Genomic DNA, 15877 nt, shown 5'->3' with positions numbered 1-15877 from the left:
TTTTACGCCGTCTTGGTTTTCGCCTGCGCGATGCGTACGAGCGCCGCACGTCCGCTGAGGATGTGTTCGCGCATGCGCAACTCGACGGCCTCCGCGTCGCGCTCGGTCAGTGCGGCGAGGATGCCGCGATGTTCTTGCAGCGACTGCTCCAGCCGTCCTTCGCTGAAGAGCGAATGATGGCGCGACAGGCGGATCACCTTGCGCAGGTCCTCGATGCAATGGAGCAGCCAGCGGTTGTCGGCGATCTGCTGCAGCGCGAGGTGGAAGGCCTGGTTGGCCTCGAAGAAGCCATTGATGTCGTCCTTCTTCGCAGCCGCTTCGAGTTGGGCGTGGATCTCGCGCAGGCGGTCGAGGTCGGCTTCGGTGGCCTTCTTCGCGCTGATCTGCGCGCACTGGCCTTCGAGCAGCGACATCACGCTGAAGATCTCGTCGAGGTCGCGCTCGGAGATCTCGGTCACGTAGCAGCCGCGCCGCGGCTTGAGCGTGACCAAGCCTTCGGAGGCGAGCACCTTCAGCGCCTCGCGCAGCGGGGTGCGCGAGATGCCGTAATCGTCGGCGAGCGCTTGCTCGTCGATCCAGGTTCCGGCCTGCAATTCATGCGAAAAGATGCGCTGGCGCAGCCTTTCGGCCACCTCCTGGTACAGGGCGAGTGGGGCGATACGGGATGCAGTCATGGGCGATCTGATACGCAGGATTTGGGCGACCGCGATTGTCGTTGAAAAGGCGTCGCGGTTACAGTTGCATTCATAATTATGGATAAAGTATTATTCGCTCGCCAGTACAAGTCAACATCCCGTGCACGGCGTAGAAAGGGAGAATCCGCTCCGCTGCCTGGCAGCGTCGGCGGATCGAGGGAGAGGGAGCTACGCCGCAAGCCGGGGCGTCGGCGACCGTCCGTGGGCTTGAGTCCCGCGGGCGGTCTCGTCGTCGCAGTCGATGGTGCTGGAGATCAGGTCAAGCGAATGCCGCTTCCCGCGGCCAAACGGATTCACAGAGAGGGTTTGTCATGTCGAACGCCAAGATGCCGGCGTATCCGCAAATGGATATGGATGCCTGGAACAAGCTTGCTGCCAAGCACGCACCGGGTGGTGACGTCCAGAATCTGAACTGGGTGACTCCGGAGGGCATCGCGGTAAAACCGCTGTATACGAAGGTCGACGTCGCGAACCTGGAGCACGCCGACACGCTGCCCGGCTTCGAGCCCTTCCTGCGCGGCCCGCAGCCGACCATGTACGCCGTGAAGCCGTGGACGATCCGCCAGTACGCGGGCTTCTCGACCGCAGAGGCGTCGAATGCCTTCTACCGCAAGGCGCTCGCCGCCGGCGGCCAGGGCGTGTCGGTGGCGTTCGACCTCGCAACGCACCGCGGCTACGACTCGGACAATCCCCGCGTCGTCGGCGACGTCGGCAAGGCCGGCGTGGCGATCGACTCGGTGGAGGACATGAAGATCCTCTTCAACGAGATTCCGCTCGACAAGGTGTCGGTGTCCATGACGATGAACGGCGCCGTGCTGCCGATCCTCGCCGGCTACATCGTCGCCGCCGAAGAGCAGGGCGTGAGCCAGGACAAGCTGTCCGGGACCATCCAGAACGACATCCTCAAGGAGTTCATGGTCCGCAACACCTATATCTACCCGCCGACGCCGTCGATGAAGATCATCGCTGACATCTTCGGGTATACGGCGCAGCACATGCCGAAGTTCAACTCGATCTCGATCTCGGGCTACCACATCCAGGAAGCCGGTGCGAACCAGGCGATCGAGCTCGCGTTCACGCTCGCCGACGGCATGGAGTACGTGCGCACCGGCATCAACAGCGGCATGGACGTCGACACCTTCGCGGGCCGCCTCTCGTTCTTCTGGGCGGTCGGGATGAACTTCTACCTCGAGATCGCCAAGATGCGCGCGGCGCGTCTGCTGTGGTGGCGGATCATGAAGCAGTTCAACCCGAAGAGTGCGAAGTCGATGATGCTGCGCACGCACTCGCAGACCTCGGGCTGGTCGCTGACCGAGCAGGACCCGTACAACAACGTCGTGCGTACGACGATCGAGGCGATGGCGGCGGTCTTCGGCGGCACGCAGTCGCTGCACACCAACGCGCTCGACGAGGCGATCGCGCTGCCGACCGAGTTCTCGGCGCGCATCGCGCGCAACACCCAGATCATCATCCAGGAAGAGACGCACATCTGTAACGTCGTCGATCCGTGGGCCGGCTCCTACATGATGGAGAAGCTGACCCAGGACATGGCCGACAAGGCCTGGGCGCTGATCGAAGAAATCGAGGCGATGGGCGGCATGACCAAGGCGGTCGAGTCCGGCTGGGCCAAGATGAAGGTCGAGGAATGCGCTGCCGACAAGCAGGCGCGCATCGACTCGGGCAAGGACGTCATCGTCGGCGTGAACAAGTACAAGCTGGCGAAGGAAGACCCGATCGAGATCCTCGACATCGACAACCACGCGGTGCGGGAATCGCAGGTCGCGCGCCTGAACAAGATCCGCGCGACGCGCGACAACGCCGCCGTGCAGGCCGCGCTCGACGCGCTGACGAAGTGCGCCGAGACGGGCGACGGCAACCTGCTCGACCTGTCGGTGAAGGCGGTGCGCCTGCGCGCGACCGTCGGCGAGATCTCGGACGCGCTGGAGAAGGTCTTCGGTCGCTACCGTGCCAACCCGCAAGCCGTGTCCGGCGTGTATGGAGCCGTCGTGGAAAACGATTCCGACTGGAAGGAACTGAAGGCCGACATCGAAGCCTTCGTCGCCGAAGAGGGCCGCCGCCCGCGCATCATGATCGCCAAGCTCGGCCAGGACGGCCACGACCGCGGTGCGAAGGTCGTCGCCTCGGCCTTCGCCGACCTCGGCTTCGACATCGACATCGGGCCGCTCTTCCAGACCCCGGAAGAGGCGGCGCGCCACGCGGTCGAGAACGACGTGCATGCGGTGGGCTGCTCCAGCCTCGCCGCCGGTCACAAGACGCTGGTGCCGCAGATCGTGAATGAGCTGAAGCGGCTCGGCGCGGAGGACATTGTCGTGTTCGTCGGCGGCGTGATTCCGGCGCAGGATTACGATGCGTTGTATGCTGCCGGGGCAAAGGGCATCTTCGGGCCGGGCACGGCGATCCAGACGTCTGCGCGCGAAGTGCTCAAGCAGATCCGCGCGGCGCGCGCGAACGGCTGATCCTCGCCTGCGGGGCGACCGGTCGGATGGCCGCGTCGCCCTTTTTGTCGATGAACCGCGGGAAGGTCCCGCGAACGTGATGCAACCGACGTCTCGATGCCGATGAACAAGCCCGAACACCTGCCGGAAGCAATGGCCGATTTCGTGCCGGAACTCGATGCCGCCGACCGCGCGCTGGTCGAGGGCGTGCTCGCGCGCCAGCTGCGTCCGCTCGCGAAGACGATCACGCTGATCGAGTCGCAGCGCGAGGACCACAAGGTGCGCGCGCGCCATGTGCTCGAAGCGCTGCTGCCGCAGACCGGCGGCGCGATGCGGGTCGGCATCTCCGGCGTGCCGGGCGTCGGCAAGTCGACCTTCATCGAGGCGCTGGGCCTGTACCTGATCGAGCAGGGCCTGCGTGTCGCGGTGCTGGCGGTCGACCCGTCCTCGTCGCTGACCGGCGGCTCGATCCTCGGCGACAAGACGCGCATGGAACTGCTGAGCCAGAACCCCGCCGCCTTCATCCGCCCGAGCCCGTCCGCGGGCAGCCTTGGCGGCGTCGCCGAGAAGACGCGCGAGACGATGCTGGTGTGCGAGGCCGCCGGCTTCGACGTGATCATCATCGAGACGGTCGGCGTCGGCCAGTCTGAAACCGCTGTCGCCGGCATGAGCGACATCTTCTGCCTGCTGCAGTTGCCGAATGCGGGCGACGACCTGCAGGCGATCAAGAAAGGCATCATGGAGATCGCCGATCTCATCGTCATCAACAAGGCGGACATCGACGCCGGTGCGGCGATGCGCGCGAAGTCGCAGATGAAGACCGCGCTGCACATGCTGCGCCCGGCCAGCCCCAACTGGACGGTGCCGGTGCTGACGCTCTCCGCTTTGCAGAAGCAGGGCATCGCCGATTTCTGGACGGCGGTCACGGACTATCGCAAGGCGATGCAGGGCTCCGGCGAGTTCGAGGCCAAGCGGCGCCACCAGGCGCTCGCGTGGATGTGGGACCTGATCGATGCCGGGCTGCGCAGCCGTTTCCGCAGCCATCCGCAAGTGAAACACGAATTGCCCGGGCTCGCCCGTGCGGTGGAGGAGGGCGCGACGACGCCTTCGGCCGCCGCGCTGCGCCTGCTCGGCTATCTGAACTGAGTTGTCCGGTCGCTCGACGGCTGGAGTGGCAGAACCGTAAAGGAGGTCATCAATGCAAGACATCATTCGTCAGCTCGACGAGAAGCGCGCCAAGGCGCGCCTCGGCGGCGGGCAGAAGCGCATCGACGCCCAGCACACCAAGGGCAAGCTCACCGCGCGCGAGCGCATCGAACTGCTCCTCGACGAGGACAGCTTCGAAGAGTGGGACATGTTCAAGGAGCACCGCTGCACCGAGTTCGGCATGGAAGCGGACCACACTCCGGGCGACGGCGTGGTGATCGGCTACGGCACCATCAACGGGCGCCTCGTGTTCGTGTTCTCGCAGGACTTCACGGTGTTCGGCGGCTCGCTGTCGGAAACCCACGCCGAGAAGATCTGCAAGGTGATGGACCACGCGATGAAGGTCGGTGCGCCGGTGATCGGGCTCAACGACTCGGGCGGCGCGCGGATCCAGGAAGGCGTCGATTCGCTCGGCGGCTATGCCGACGTGTTCCAGCGCAACGTGATGGCCTCCGGCGTCGTGCCGCAGATCTCGCTGATCATGGGCCCTTGCGCGGGCGGCGCGGTGTATAGCCCGGCGATGACCGACTTCATCTTCATGGTGAAGGATTCGTCCTACATGTTCGTGACCGGTCCGGAAGTCGTGAAGACCGTGACCCACGAGGAAGTGACGGCCGAGGAGTTGGGCGGCGCGGTGACCCACAACACCAAGTCGGGTGTCGCCGACCTCGCGTTCGAGAACGACGTCGAGGCGCTGATGATGACCCGCCGCCTCGTCGGCTTCATCCCGTCGAGCAACCGCGAGAAGGCCCCGACCGTTCCGGCGATCGACCCGGCCGACCGCCTCGACATGTCGCTCGACACGCTGGTGCCGACCAACCCGAACCAGCCGTATGACATGAAGGAAGTCATCGTCAAGATGGTCGACGACGGCGATTTCTTCGAAATCCAGCCGGACTACGCCAAGAACATCATCGTCGGCTTCGCGCGCATGGAAGGCGCCCCGGTCGGTATCGTCGCGAACCAGCCGCTGGTGCTCGCGGGCTGCCTCGACATCAAGAGCTCGATCAAGGCGGCGCGCTTCGTGCGCTTCTGCGACGCGTTCAACATCCCGGTCGTGACGCTGGTCGACGTCCCGGGCTTCATGCCGGGCACGACTCAGGAATACGGCGGCATCATCAAGCACGGCGCGAAGCTGCTCTACGCCTACGCCGAATGCACCGTGCCGAAGGTCACGATCATCACCCGCAAGGCCTACGGCGGCGCCTACGACGTCATGTCGTCGAAGCACCTGCGCGGCGACGTGAACTTCGCATGGCCGTCAGCCGAAATCGCGGTGATGGGCCCGAAGGGCGCGGTGGAGATCATCTTCCGCGGCGAGAAGGACGACCCGGCGAAGCTCGCCACGCGCGAAGCCGAGTACAAGGCGCGTTTCGCGAACCCGTTCGTGGCCGGCGCGCGCGGCTTCATCGACGACGTCATCATGCCGCACGAGACGCGCAAGCGCGTGTGCCGCTCGCTGTCGATGCTGAAGAACAAGGAACTCGAGAATCCGTGGCGCAAGCACGGCAACATCCCTCTGTAATCGCCGCGAGAGGTTCATAAAGACATGTTCAAGAAGATCCTGATTGCAAACCGCGGCGAAATCGCCTGCCGCGTGATCAAGACCGCCCGCAAGATGGGCATCGCCACCGTCGCCGTCCATTCCGAGGCCGACAAGGACGCGCTCTTCGTCGAGCTCGCGGACGAGGCCGTGTACATCGGACCGGCGGCGTCGAAAGAGTCCTACCTGGTGATGGACAAGATCATCGCCGCCTGCAAGCAGACCGGCGCCGAGGCGGTCCATCCGGGCTACGGCTTCCTGTCGGAAAACGCCGAGTTCTCGCGCCGTCTCGAAGAGGAAGGCATCAAGTTCATCGGGCCGAAGCACTACTCGGTCGCGAAGATGGGCGACAAGATCGAGTCGAAGAAGCTCGCGATCGAAGCCGGCGTGAACACGATTCCTGGCTACAACGACGCGATCTCCGGTCCGGCCGAGGCGGTCGAGATCGCCAAGAAAATCGGCTACCCGGTGATGATCAAGGCTTCCGCCGGCGGCGGCGGCAAGGGCCTGCGCGTTGCGTACAACGACCAGGAGGCCTTCGAAGGCTTCTCGTCGTGCGTCAATGAAGCCAAGAATTCGTTCGGTGACGACCGCGTGTTCATCGAGAAGTACGTGCTTGAGCCGCGCCACATCGAGATCCAGGTGCTCGGCGACTCGCACGGCAACTACGTGTATCTGAACGAGCGCGATTGCTCGATCCAGCGCCGTCACCAGAAGGTCATCGAGGAGGCACCGAGCCCCTTCGTCGACCCCGAAATGCGCAAGGCGATGGGCGAGCAGGCGGTGGCGCTGGCGCGCGCAGTGAACTACGAATCGGCCGGCACGGTCGAGTTCGTGGTCAGCGGCGCGACCAAGGAGTTCTACTTCCTTGAGATGAACACCCGCCTGCAGGTGGAGCACCCGGTAACGGAACTCATCACCGGCCTCGACCTCGTCGAGCAGATGATCCGCGTCGCCAACGGCGAAAAGCTGCCCCTCACCCAGGCCGACGTCAAGATCAACGGCTGGTCGATGGAGTGCCGGATCAACGCCGAAGACCCGTTCCGCGGCTTCCTGCCCTCGACCGGGCGGCTGGTGAAGTTCCAGGCGCCGAAGGAAGTCCCGGGCCAGGTGCGCGTCGATACCGGCGTGTATGAAGGCGGCGAGATCTCGATGTACTACGACTCGATGATCGCGAAGCTGATCGTGCACGGCGCGACCCGCGAGCAGGCGATTGAGCGCATGCGCGACGCGCTGAACGCCTTCGTGATCCGCGGCATCAGCTCGAACATCCCGTTCCAGGCGGCGCTGCTGCAGCACCCGCGCTTCTGCTCGGGCCACTTCAACACCGGCTTCATCGCCGAGGAGTACCCGCAGGGCTTCGACGCCTCGATGGTGCCGCACGACGATCCGGCGCTGCTCGCGGCGGTCGCGACTTTCGCGCGCCTGCGCTACATCGACCGCGCGGTGCAGATCGACGGCCAGCTCGCCGGCCACGGCCGCAAGGTCGGCAGCCGGTGGGTGGTCGTGATGGGCGGCAAGCAGTACCCGGTGGTTGTCCAGCGCGTCGATAGCGGCATGGAAATCACCTATGGTGACAAGACCTACCGCATCGTCTCCGACTGGACCTTCGGCGACCTGCTGTTCCAGGGCACGGTCAACGGCACGCCGATCTGCCTGCAGATCGAACGCCGCGGCCTGCGCTATCGCATCTCGCACTTCGGCCTGTTCGTCGAGCCGATCGTGATGACGGTGCGTGCGGCCGAACTGCTCGCGCTGATGCCCGAGAAGCTGCCGCCGGACATGTCGAAGTTCCTGCTGTCGCCGATGCCGGGCCTGCTGCGCGACATCTGTGTCGCCGAAGGCCAGGAAGTGAAGGCCGGCGAGAAGCTTGCGATTATCGAAGCGATGAAGATGGAAAACGTGCTGAAGGCCGAGCAGGACGGCAAGGTCAAGAAGCTCGTCGCGAGCCCGGGCGCGAGCCTGTCGGTCGACGAGGTGATCATCGAGTTCGAATGATCGCGGATGCCACTGCGCGAGCGGTGGCAAGTCGGCATGAGGAAGAAGGCCTGCGCGAGCAGGCCTTTTTTGTTGCGCAGTGCACAAAAGTCGACAAACGCGACAAAGCGGGATTGTCGTTGCGTTGTCGCAGTCCAGACAAAACGCGTCAATTCAGATGTTTAGGCACGTTGGTGTGATTGGTACGGTCCTTGCGGAAGGTAGGCGACAGCTGGCCAGACGACAGCGAACGCTACCGGAGCCGAGGATGAGCCGAACACCGATTTATCTGGACTACTCAGCCACCACGCCGGTCGATCCGCGCGTGGCCGAAAAGATGATTCCGTATCTGACGGAGCTTTTCGGCAACCCCGCAAGCCGCTCGCACGCCTACGGCTGGGATGCCGAGAAGGCGGTTGAGGCGGCGCGCGAAGACGTCGCGGCGCTGGTCGGCGCCGATCCGCGCGAGATCATCTGGACCTCGGGCGCGACCGAATCGAACAACCTCGCGATCAAGGGCATTGCGCGCTTCCATTCGGGCAAGGGCAAGCACCTGATCACGGTGAGGACCGAGCACAAGGCGGTGCTCGACACGATGCGCGAGCTGGAGCGCCAGGGCTATTCGGTGACCTATCTCGACGTGCTGGCGAACGGCCTCGTCGATCTCGACGCCTTCCGCGCGGCGATCCGTCCGGACACGATCCTCGCGTCGGTGATGTTCGTGAACAACGAGATCGGCGTGATCCAGCCGATCCCCGAGATGGGCGAGATATGCCGCGAGCGCGGCGTGCTGCTGCACGTCGATGCAGCGCAGGCGACGGGCAAGGTCGACATCGATCTCTCGACGCTCAAGGTCGACCTCATGAGCTTTTCGGCGCACAAGACCTACGGCCCGAAAGGCATCGGCGCGCTCTACGTGCGCCGTAAGCCGCGCGTGCGCCTGGAGGCCGAGATGCACGGCGGCGGGCACGAGCGCGGTTTCCGTTCCGGCACGCTCGCGACGCACCAGATCGTCGGCATGGGCGAGGCCTTCCGCATTGCGCGGGAGACGATGGGCGCGGAGAACGAGCGCATCCGCATGCTGCGCGACCGCCTACTCGCGGGCTTCGCCGACATGGAAGCCGTGTCGGTGAACGGCGACCTCGAACGGCGCGTCGCGCACAACCTGAACATCAGCTTCAACTACGTCGAAGGCGAATCGCTGCTGATGGCGATCAAGGAGATCGCGGTCTCGAGCGGCTCGGCCTGTACCTCGGCGAGCCTCGAGCCCTCGTACGTGCTGCGTGCGCTGGGACTTTCCGACGAACTCGCGCACAGCTCGATCCGCTTCAGCATCGGGCGTTTCACGACCGTCGAGGAGGTGGATTTCGCGATCCGCCTGATCCGCGACAAGGTCGGCAAGCTGCGCGAGCTGTCGCCGCTCTGGGACATGTACAAGGCCGGCATCGACCTCGATTCCGTGCAATGGGCAGCGCATTAGGAGATCAAAATGGCATACAGCGACAAGGTTCTGGACCACTACGAAAACCCGCGCAATGTCGGCTCGCTCGACACGGCCGCAGCCGGCGTCGGCACCGGCATGGTCGGCGCGCCGGCCTGTGGCGACGTGATGAAGCTGCAGATCATGGTCGGTAAGGACGGCGTGATCGAGGACGCGAAGTTCAAGACCTACGGCTGCGGCTCGGCGATCGCATCGAGTTCGCTCGTCACCGAATGGGTCAAGGGCAAGACGCTCGACGAGGCGCTCGCGATCAAGAACACCGCGATCGCCGAGGAGCTCGCGCTGCCGCCGGTGAAGATCCACTGCTCGATCCTCGCCGAGGACGCGATCAAGGCGGCGGTGGCGGACTACCGCGCCAAGCAGTCGCCTGCCCAGTCCTCCGAATTCCCGGCCTGCGAACCGGCCACCGCCTGACCCCCATCCGTCCGCCCCGACGCCCGAAGGAGAGACCCATGTCCAGCTGCGCCACCCCGACCTCCACCTGCAAGCCCTCGTCCCCCGCCACCTGTGCGACGCTCGACGCGCCCGCCTCCGACGAGCTGCCCTTCGTCTTCAGCGACGCCGCCGCCGACAAGGTGCGCGAGCTGATCGACGAGGAGGGCAATCCCGGTCTGAAACTGCGGATCTTCGTCTCCGGAGGCGGCTGTTCGGGCTTCCAGTACGGCTTCGCCTTCGACGAGGCGGTCGCCGAGGACGACGTCGCGGTTGAGCGGCGCGGCGTGCAGGTCGTCGTCGATGCGATGAGCTTCCAGTATCTCGCCGGCGCCGAGATCGACTACGAGGACGGCCTCGAAGGCTCGCGCTTCGTCATCAAGAACCCGAACGCCACGTCCACTTGCGGATGCGGCAGTTCCTTCTCCGTCTGAGGAGCGAATCATGTCCGTCACATTGAGCGAAACCGCCGCCCGCCGCGTCAATGCCTTCCTCGCCAAGCGTGGCAAGGGCGTCGGTCTGCGCCTCGCGGTCAAGACCAGCGGCTGTTCGGGTATGGCCTACGCGCTGGAGTTCGTCGACGAGGAAGATGCCGACGACCTGAAGTTCGAGAGCCACGGTGTGACGGTGCTCGTCGACCGCAAGAGCCACATCTATCTCGATGGCACCGAGCTCGACTTCGTCCGCGAAGGGCTCAACGAAGGTTTCAAGTTCCACAACCCGAACGTCAAGGACCAGTGCGGCTGCGGCGAGAGTTTCACCGTCTGAGCGACCCGCCTCGTCCATCCCATCCCCCTAGGAAACGAAACATGGCCCTCCTGCAGATCTGCGAACCCGGCCGCTCCGCCGCACCGCACCAGCACCGGCTGGCGGTCGGCATCGATCTGGGCACGACCAATTCGCTCGTCGCGAGCGTGATCAGCGGCAGCGCGGCGGTCATCCCCGACGCCGAAGGTCGGATGCTGCTGCCTTCGGTCGTGCGCTTTCACGCGGATGGCGACGTGACGACGGGACAGGACGCGCTCGCGCGCCAGAGCGAGGATCCGCTGAACACGATCTCGTCGGCGAAGCGGCTGATGGGGCGCGGGCTCGCTGACGTCGAGCGGGGCGGGCAGACGGTGCCCTACCGCCTGGTCGACGCGCCGGGCATGGTGCGGGTCGAGACGGTCGCGGGCGCGAAGAGCCCGGTCGAGATCGGCGCTGAAGTGCTGCGCACGTTGCGCGAACGCGCCGAGGCGAGCCTGGGCGGGGCGCTCGTCGGCGCGGTGATCACGGTCCCGGCCTACTTCGACGACGCGCAGCGCCAGGCGACGAAGGACGCGGCGCGGCTCGCGGGCCTCGACGTGCTGCGCCTCTTGAACGAACCGACCGCTGCCGCGATCGCCTATGGCCTCGACAACGCGGCGGAGGGCGTCTATGCCGTGTATGACTTGGGCGGCGGCACCTTCGACATCTCGATCCTGAAGCTCTCGCGCGGCGTCTTCGAGGTGCTTTCGACCGGGGGCGATGCCGCGCTGGGCGGCGACGACTTCGACCACCGCATCGCCGCCTGGGCGCGCGCCGAGGTCGGCCTCGGCCAGCCGTCGCCGCAGGACCTGCAGACCCTGCTCGCGCGCTGCCGTGCGGCGAAGGAAGCGCTGTCGGCGGCCGACCGGGCGGTGATCTGCGTACCGATGGGAACGGACGACCCCGTCGATCTCATCCTGTCGCGCGAGACCTTCGTTGCGATCACGCAGGATCTGGTCGAGCGCACGCTGAAACCGGCGCGTCGGGCGCTGCGCGACGCAGGCCTCGCGGTGGACGAGATCCGCGGCGTCGTGCTCGTCGGCGGCGCGACGCGCATGCCCCACGTGCGCGCGGCGGTCGCAAAGGCCTTCGGCCGCGAGCCACTGACCAATCTCGATCCCGACCAGGTCGTCGCGCTCGGCGCCGCGATGCAGGCGAACGTGCTCGCCGGCAATCGCGGCGAGGACGACTGGCTGCTGCTCGATGTGATCCCGCTGTCGCTCGGGTTGGAGACGATGGGCGGGCTGATGGAGAAGATCATCCCGCGCAACTCCACGCTCCCCGTTGCGCGCGCGCAAGAATTCACGACCTTCAAGGACGGCCAGACGGCGATGGCGATCCACGTGCTGCAGGGCGAGCGCGAGCTCGTCGCCGATTGCCGTTCGCTCGCGCAGATCGAGTTGCACGGCATCCCGCCGATGGTCGCGGGCGCGGCGCGCATTCGCGTGACCTTCCAGGTCGACGCCGACGGCCTGCTGTCGGTGTTGGCGCGCGAGCAGAGCAGCGGCGTCGAGACCTCGGTCGTCGTGAAGCCGTCCTACGGCCTCACCGACACGCAGATCGCCAGCATGCTCGAAGACTCGCAGGCGCGCGCCGAGGACGATCTGCAGCAGCGCATGGTGCGCGAGGCCCAGGTCGATGCGCGGCGCCTGCTCGATGCGACCGAAGCAGCGCTCGCCGAGGACGGCCACGCGCTGCTTGCGCCGCCCGAACGCGCCGCGATCGCGCAGGCGATGTACGCCGTCGGCGAATTGCTCGAAGTGCATAACCCCGACAGCCTCGCCGCGCTGCGCCAGGCGACCGACGCCCTCAACCGCGCGACCACCGAATTCGCCGCCCGCCGCATGAACGTGGGCGTCCAGCGCGCCTTCTCCGGCCACCGGCTGGACCAGCTCGAAAAGCTCGTCTGAGCCCGACAAGGACACCTCCATGCCGCGCATCACGCTGCTGCCGCATGCGACGCTGAGCCCCGAAGGCGCCGTCTTCGAGGCGAAGTCCGGCACCTTCCTGTGCGACGCGCTGCTCAAACAGGGCCTCGCGCTGGAGCATGCGTGCGAGAAATCCTGCGCCTGCGCGACCTGCCACGTCGTGATCCGCGAAGGCTTCGCGTCGCTGACGCCGGCGTCCTCCGACGAGGAAGACCAGCTCGACCGCGCGTGGGGGCTGGAGGCGCAATCGCGCCTCGCGTGCCAAGTCGTGATTCGCGGCGAGAATCTCGTCGTGGAGTTGCCGCGATACACGCGGAACCTGGCGCGGGAGACGCACGATTGATTGTGCGTCTCTTCGAGGTGCGGGACGAAATCCGGCCCTGAGTGTTCGACGGGGCCGTTCCCGTTTCAGCTGTGCTTCGGGGTACGCCGCTTTTCGGTGGCCCCACCCGCTGGCTTCGCGACCGTTTTGGGCTGCTCGGTCAAGCGGCCGGTAACGTACTTATGCAGCACGCTCGCGATGAGGGTCTGGTAAGGAATCCCCTCCTCGAGGGCCTTGACCTGAATGTCGTTCAGGTCGCCGGAAGACAGGCGGATATTGACCCGGCGATCCTTGATCGCGGTCGCCCGCGCGGCGGCCTTGAATTTCGCGATTTCCGCCTTGGTTGCGACGGACTTCAACTGCCCCTTCTCGTAGGCATCGAGAATTTCAAGTTCTTCAGCGTCAATTCTCGGCATCTGCTTCACCTTGCTTCAGATAATCCCGTGTCGCCTTGCGGCTGGGGATGATGGTCTTCAGAAAGAAATAATCACTTTCCTCGACGAACGGCACCAGATACGCGTAGTCGTCACAGGTGACAACCAGGACCTGTTGCCTCGGGTACTTCGCCTGATTCGGGTGCGCCAGAATGTCGATCAGTCCGCCGGACTCGATTGCGACGACGATCCTTTCGAATGAAATACCCCGGTCGGATCTGAGGACCTCGTTCTTCTCCGGACTCCAGCGGAATGGTTTCATGGTGACCATGCTACGCTGATGTGTGCCTTTTGTCATCAAATTCGGGCGCGGCATCCACTTAGATCTCGCCCTACCCACCCTGCAATCCCGACAAACCGCACAATGCATCTTTTGTGCACTGCATGGTGAAGTCGGCGTATGGATAACTATCTGAAAACAAATAAAATATTCTGTGGCACATGACTTGCTGAATGATTGTCGGGACAATCACCGGCAACGAGGCAGATCATGACTCGCAGCTCCAAGCACATCACCCGACGCGACGGCAGCGCAGAGACGAACGGAGCTCGCCCATGAGCGCGCTCTCCGACTGCACGACGCTCGCACCGGTCGTGGCGCCCACGCCGGGGCTCCTTGCGCTGCTGCGCGAGGACGTATCCTGCGTCTTCGCCCGCGATCCGGCGGCACGCAACCGGCTCGAAGTGCTGACGATCTACCCGGGTGTCCATGCGCTGGCCGCGCACCGTGTCGCGCACGCGCTGTGGCAGCGGGGATTCCGCTATCCGGCGCGCCTCTTGAGCCACCTCGCGCGGATGTTCACGCAGGTCGACATTCACCCCGGCGCGAGGATCGGCCGCCGCTTCTTCATCGACCACGGCTGCGGCGTCGTGATCGGCGAGACGGCCGAGATCGGCGACGACGTGACGATGTACCACGGCGTCACGCTCGGCGGCACCTCGTGGAACCCCGGCAAGCGCCATCCGACGCTCGGTAGCGGCGTCGTCGTCGGCGCGGGCGCGAAGATCCTCGGGCCGATCAGCGTCGGCGACAACGTGCGCGTCGCGGCCAATTCGGTCGTGATCGAGGACGTCGCCGCCGGGATGACCGTCGTCGGCATCCCGGGCCGGACCGTGCTGCCGAAGAACCGACGCCGCATCACGGCGCAGGGCATCGATCTCGACCATCACCTGATGCCCGATCCGGTCGGCAAGGCGATCGGCTGCTTGCTCGACCGCATCGCCGATCTCGAACGCCGCGTCGCCGCGGGGAACCTGGAAGTGGGGGAGGCGGGCTGCCAAGGCTGCGAGTCGGACGACCATTGCGTGCAGCCCGCCTTCCAGCCTGTAGTCCAGCCCGGTTCGGCGGTTCCCTTCACCGTCGCGCCGCTGCCCCGGCGCGCCCATTCACCCGCAGGAGAAAGACCATGAGCACCCTCACCGAGCGCCTGTCGAACCTCTCGGCCGCCGAGGAATTCCTCGATTTCTTCGCCGTGCCCTACCAGCAGGCCATCGTCAACGTGAACCGGCTGCACATCCTGAAGCGCTTCTATCAGTACCTGCGCCAGGAGAAGACGCTCGCCGCATCCGACGAGACCGAGCTCTACAAGCGCTACCAGGGCTTGCTCGCGCGCGCCTATGACGACTTCGTGCGCTCGACGCCGGCCGAGGAAAAGGTCTTCAAGGTCTTCCAGGAGGCGGGTGGGGCGCGCGGCGTGAGCCTCGATTCGCTGCGCACGACGCTGCCGTCGAGCCAATAGGAGAGCGCCATGCACATCGTCGTCTGCATCAAGCAGGTCCCGGACAGCGCGCAGATCCGCGTGCATCCGGTGACCAACACGATCATGCGCCAGGGCGTGCCTGCGATCGTCAATCCCTACGACCTGTTCTCGCTCGAAGAGGCGCTGCGCCTGAAGGACCAGTTCGGCGGCCGCGTGACGGTGCTGACGATGGGCCCGCCGCAGGCGGAGGCGGCGCTCCGGAAGTGCGTTTCCTTCGGCGCCGACGAGGCGATCCTCGTCACCGACCGCGCTTTCGCCGGCGCCGACACGCTCGCGACCTCCTACGCGCTCGCCGCCGCGATCCGCAAGATCGGCGAGAACGAGGCGGTGGATCTCGTGTTCTGCGGCAAGCAGACGATCGACGGCGATACCGCGCAGGTCGGCCCCGGCATCGCGAAGCGGCTCGACCTGCAGCTGCTGACCTACGTCTCGCAGGTCGACGGCGTCGATCTGGCGAAGCGCGAGATCCGCGTGCAGCGCCGCGCCGAGGGCGGCGTGCAGGTGCTGCAGACGACGCTGCCGGCGCTCGTGACGATGCTCGAAGGCACGAACGAGATGCGCTTCGCGAGCATGGAGAACATGTTCCGCGCCGCGCGCGCCGAGGTCCGCGTGTGGAACCGCGAACAGGCCGGTATCGAGGACGTCGCGAAGATCGGCCTGAAGGGTTCGCCGACCGTCGTCAGCAAGGTCTTCGCGCCCAAGGCGAAGGAGCAGAAAGCCGAGATGATCGAGACCGAGAGCGACCAGCCGCGCGATATCGCGCTAACCGTGGTGGGCAAGTTCTTCACGCAGCACGCCAAGCTGCGCGACGGCCTGGTGAAGAAGCTGGCCTGAAGG

The 15877-nt window shown here is 65.6% G+C and carries 16 protein-coding genes; 13 read left to right on the top strand and 3 right to left on the bottom strand.

From position 1 onward, the window contains the following. Positions 1–2 precede the first annotated feature (2 nt). Positions 3–674 (bottom strand): GntR family transcriptional regulator, encoded by a 672-nt coding sequence (locus tag AZKH_RS20420; RefSeq protein ID WP_015437697.1) that lies wholly within the window; start codon positions 672–674, stop codon positions 3–5. A 332-nt stretch (positions 675–1006) separates the two neighbouring features. On the opposite strand from AZKH_RS20420, the gene scpA reads away from it, so the two are divergent. The 10 genes from scpA to fdx all read left to right on the top strand — a co-directional run bounded on the left by scpA (position 1007) and on the right by fdx (position 12867). Beyond that, the gene (scpA, locus tag AZKH_RS20415; protein WP_015437696.1) at positions 1007–3172 is read left to right on the top strand and encodes a methylmalonyl-CoA mutase; all 2166 of its coding nucleotides are present in this window, start codon (positions 1007–1009) and stop codon (positions 3170–3172) included. A gap of 96 nt (positions 3173–3268) precedes the next feature. Then, positions 3269–4297 carry a methylmalonyl Co-A mutase-associated GTPase MeaB gene (gene meaB, locus AZKH_RS20410; RefSeq protein WP_015437695.1) on the top strand — a complete coding sequence of 343 codons (1029 nt, stop codon included), beginning with the start codon at positions 3269–3271 and terminating at the stop codon, positions 4295–4297. Positions 4298–4349: 52 nt separating this feature from the next. Beyond that, entirely contained in the window at positions 4350–5882 is a 1533-nt protein-coding gene (locus AZKH_RS20405) for an acyl-CoA carboxylase subunit beta (RefSeq protein ID WP_015437694.1), read from the top strand. Positions 5883–5906: 24 nt separating this feature from the next. After that, a complete protein-coding gene (gene accC, locus AZKH_RS20400) occupies positions 5907–7898 on the top strand; it encodes an acetyl-CoA carboxylase biotin carboxylase subunit (protein WP_015437693.1) in 1992 nt (663 codons plus the stop codon). A gap of 247 nt (positions 7899–8145) precedes the next feature. Continuing rightward, a complete protein-coding gene (locus tag AZKH_RS20395; RefSeq protein ID WP_015437692.1) occupies positions 8146–9357 on the top strand; it encodes an IscS subfamily cysteine desulfurase in 1212 nt (403 codons plus the stop codon). A 9-nt stretch (positions 9358–9366) separates the two neighbouring features. After that, positions 9367–9792 carry a Fe-S cluster assembly scaffold IscU gene (gene iscU, locus AZKH_RS20390; protein WP_015437691.1) on the top strand — a complete coding sequence of 142 codons (426 nt, stop codon included), beginning with the start codon at positions 9367–9369 and terminating at the stop codon, positions 9790–9792. Positions 9793–9830: 38 nt separating this feature from the next. Beyond that, positions 9831–10244, top strand: coding sequence for an iron-sulfur cluster insertion protein ErpA (gene erpA, locus AZKH_RS20385; RefSeq protein WP_015437690.1), 414 nt, complete (start codon positions 9831–9833; stop codon positions 10242–10244). A 10-nt stretch (positions 10245–10254) separates the two neighbouring features. After that, positions 10255–10578, top strand: coding sequence for an iron-sulfur cluster assembly protein IscA (gene iscA, locus AZKH_RS20380; protein ID WP_015437689.1), 324 nt, complete (start codon positions 10255–10257; stop codon positions 10576–10578). A 41-nt stretch (positions 10579–10619) separates the two neighbouring features. Then, positions 10620–12506, top strand: coding sequence for a Fe-S protein assembly chaperone HscA (gene hscA, locus AZKH_RS20375; RefSeq protein WP_015437688.1), 1887 nt, complete (start codon positions 10620–10622; stop codon positions 12504–12506). 19 nt (positions 12507–12525) lie between these two features. Next, the gene (gene fdx, locus AZKH_RS20370; protein ID WP_015437687.1) at positions 12526–12867 is read left to right on the top strand and encodes an ISC system 2Fe-2S type ferredoxin; all 342 of its coding nucleotides are present in this window, start codon (positions 12526–12528) and stop codon (positions 12865–12867) included. 65 nt (positions 12868–12932) lie between these two features. Here the strand turns inward: fdx and AZKH_RS20365 are convergent, their stop codons facing one another. Beyond that, on the bottom strand, positions 12933–13262 hold the full coding sequence (locus AZKH_RS20365; RefSeq protein WP_015437686.1) for a hypothetical protein: 330 nt from the start codon (positions 13260–13262) through the stop codon (positions 12933–12935). After that, positions 13249–13551 carry a hypothetical protein gene (locus AZKH_RS20360; protein WP_015437685.1) on the bottom strand — a complete coding sequence of 101 codons (303 nt, stop codon included), beginning with the start codon at positions 13549–13551 and terminating at the stop codon, positions 13249–13251. The genes AZKH_RS20365 and AZKH_RS20360 overlap by 14 nt, the downstream gene beginning before the upstream one ends. A gap of 284 nt (positions 13552–13835) precedes the next feature. On the opposite strand from AZKH_RS20360, the gene cysE reads away from it, so the two are divergent. The 3 genes from cysE to AZKH_RS20345 are packed head-to-tail and all read left to right on the top strand — an operon-like array spanning position 13836 to position 15874. Continuing rightward, the gene (gene cysE, locus AZKH_RS20355) at positions 13836–14690 is read left to right on the top strand and encodes a serine O-acetyltransferase (RefSeq protein ID WP_156822138.1); all 855 of its coding nucleotides are present in this window, start codon (positions 13836–13838) and stop codon (positions 14688–14690) included. After that, positions 14687–15019, top strand: coding sequence for a nitrogenase stabilizing/protective protein NifW (gene nifW, locus AZKH_RS20350; protein WP_015437683.1), 333 nt, complete (start codon positions 14687–14689; stop codon positions 15017–15019). Before cysE ends, nifW begins: the two co-directional genes overlap by 4 nt. 9 nt (positions 15020–15028) lie before the next feature. Then, positions 15029–15874 (top strand): electron transfer flavoprotein subunit beta/FixA family protein, encoded by an 846-nt coding sequence (locus AZKH_RS20345; protein ID WP_015437682.1) that lies wholly within the window; start codon positions 15029–15031, stop codon positions 15872–15874. The last annotated feature ends 3 nt before the right edge of the window (positions 15875–15877 follow it).

Origin of the sequence: Azoarcus sp. KH32C, assembly GCF_000349945.1 — a bacterium.
GTDB lineage: Bacteria > Pseudomonadota > Gammaproteobacteria > Burkholderiales > Rhodocyclaceae > Aromatoleum.
This window is presented reverse-complemented; position numbering and strand designations above follow the sequence as displayed.

Excerpts from the sequence above, each read along its gene's own strand:
- AZKH_RS20420 (WP_015437697.1), bottom strand. The coding sequence starts at position 674 with ATGACTGCATCCCGTATCGCCCCACTCGCCCTGTACCAGGAGGTGGCC.
- scpA (WP_015437696.1), top strand. The coding sequence starts at position 1,007 with ATGTCGAACGCCAAGATGCCGGCGTATCCGCAAATGGATATGGATGCC.
- meaB (WP_015437695.1), top strand. The coding sequence starts at position 3,269 with ATGCCGATGAACAAGCCCGAACACCTGCCGGAAGCAATGGCCGATTTC.
- AZKH_RS20405 (WP_015437694.1), top strand. The coding sequence starts at position 4,350 with ATGCAAGACATCATTCGTCAGCTCGACGAGAAGCGCGCCAAGGCGCGC.
- accC (WP_015437693.1), top strand. The coding sequence starts at position 5,907 with ATGTTCAAGAAGATCCTGATTGCAAACCGCGGCGAAATCGCCTGCCGC.
- AZKH_RS20395 (WP_015437692.1), top strand. The coding sequence starts at position 8,146 with ATGAGCCGAACACCGATTTATCTGGACTACTCAGCCACCACGCCGGTC.
- iscU (WP_015437691.1), top strand. The coding sequence starts at position 9,367 with ATGGCATACAGCGACAAGGTTCTGGACCACTACGAAAACCCGCGCAAT.
- erpA (WP_015437690.1), top strand. The coding sequence starts at position 9,831 with ATGTCCAGCTGCGCCACCCCGACCTCCACCTGCAAGCCCTCGTCCCCC.
- iscA (WP_015437689.1), top strand. The coding sequence starts at position 10,255 with ATGTCCGTCACATTGAGCGAAACCGCCGCCCGCCGCGTCAATGCCTTC.
- hscA (WP_015437688.1), top strand. The coding sequence starts at position 10,620 with ATGGCCCTCCTGCAGATCTGCGAACCCGGCCGCTCCGCCGCACCGCAC.
- fdx (WP_015437687.1), top strand. The coding sequence starts at position 12,526 with ATGCCGCGCATCACGCTGCTGCCGCATGCGACGCTGAGCCCCGAAGGC.
- AZKH_RS20365 (WP_015437686.1), bottom strand. The coding sequence starts at position 13,262 with ATGCCGAGAATTGACGCTGAAGAACTTGAAATTCTCGATGCCTACGAG.
- AZKH_RS20360 (WP_015437685.1), bottom strand. The coding sequence starts at position 13,551 with ATGGTCACCATGAAACCATTCCGCTGGAGTCCGGAGAAGAACGAGGTC.
- cysE (WP_156822138.1), top strand. The coding sequence starts at position 13,836 with ATGAGCGCGCTCTCCGACTGCACGACGCTCGCACCGGTCGTGGCGCCC.
- nifW (WP_015437683.1), top strand. The coding sequence starts at position 14,687 with ATGAGCACCCTCACCGAGCGCCTGTCGAACCTCTCGGCCGCCGAGGAA.
- AZKH_RS20345 (WP_015437682.1), top strand. The coding sequence starts at position 15,029 with ATGCACATCGTCGTCTGCATCAAGCAGGTCCCGGACAGCGCGCAGATC.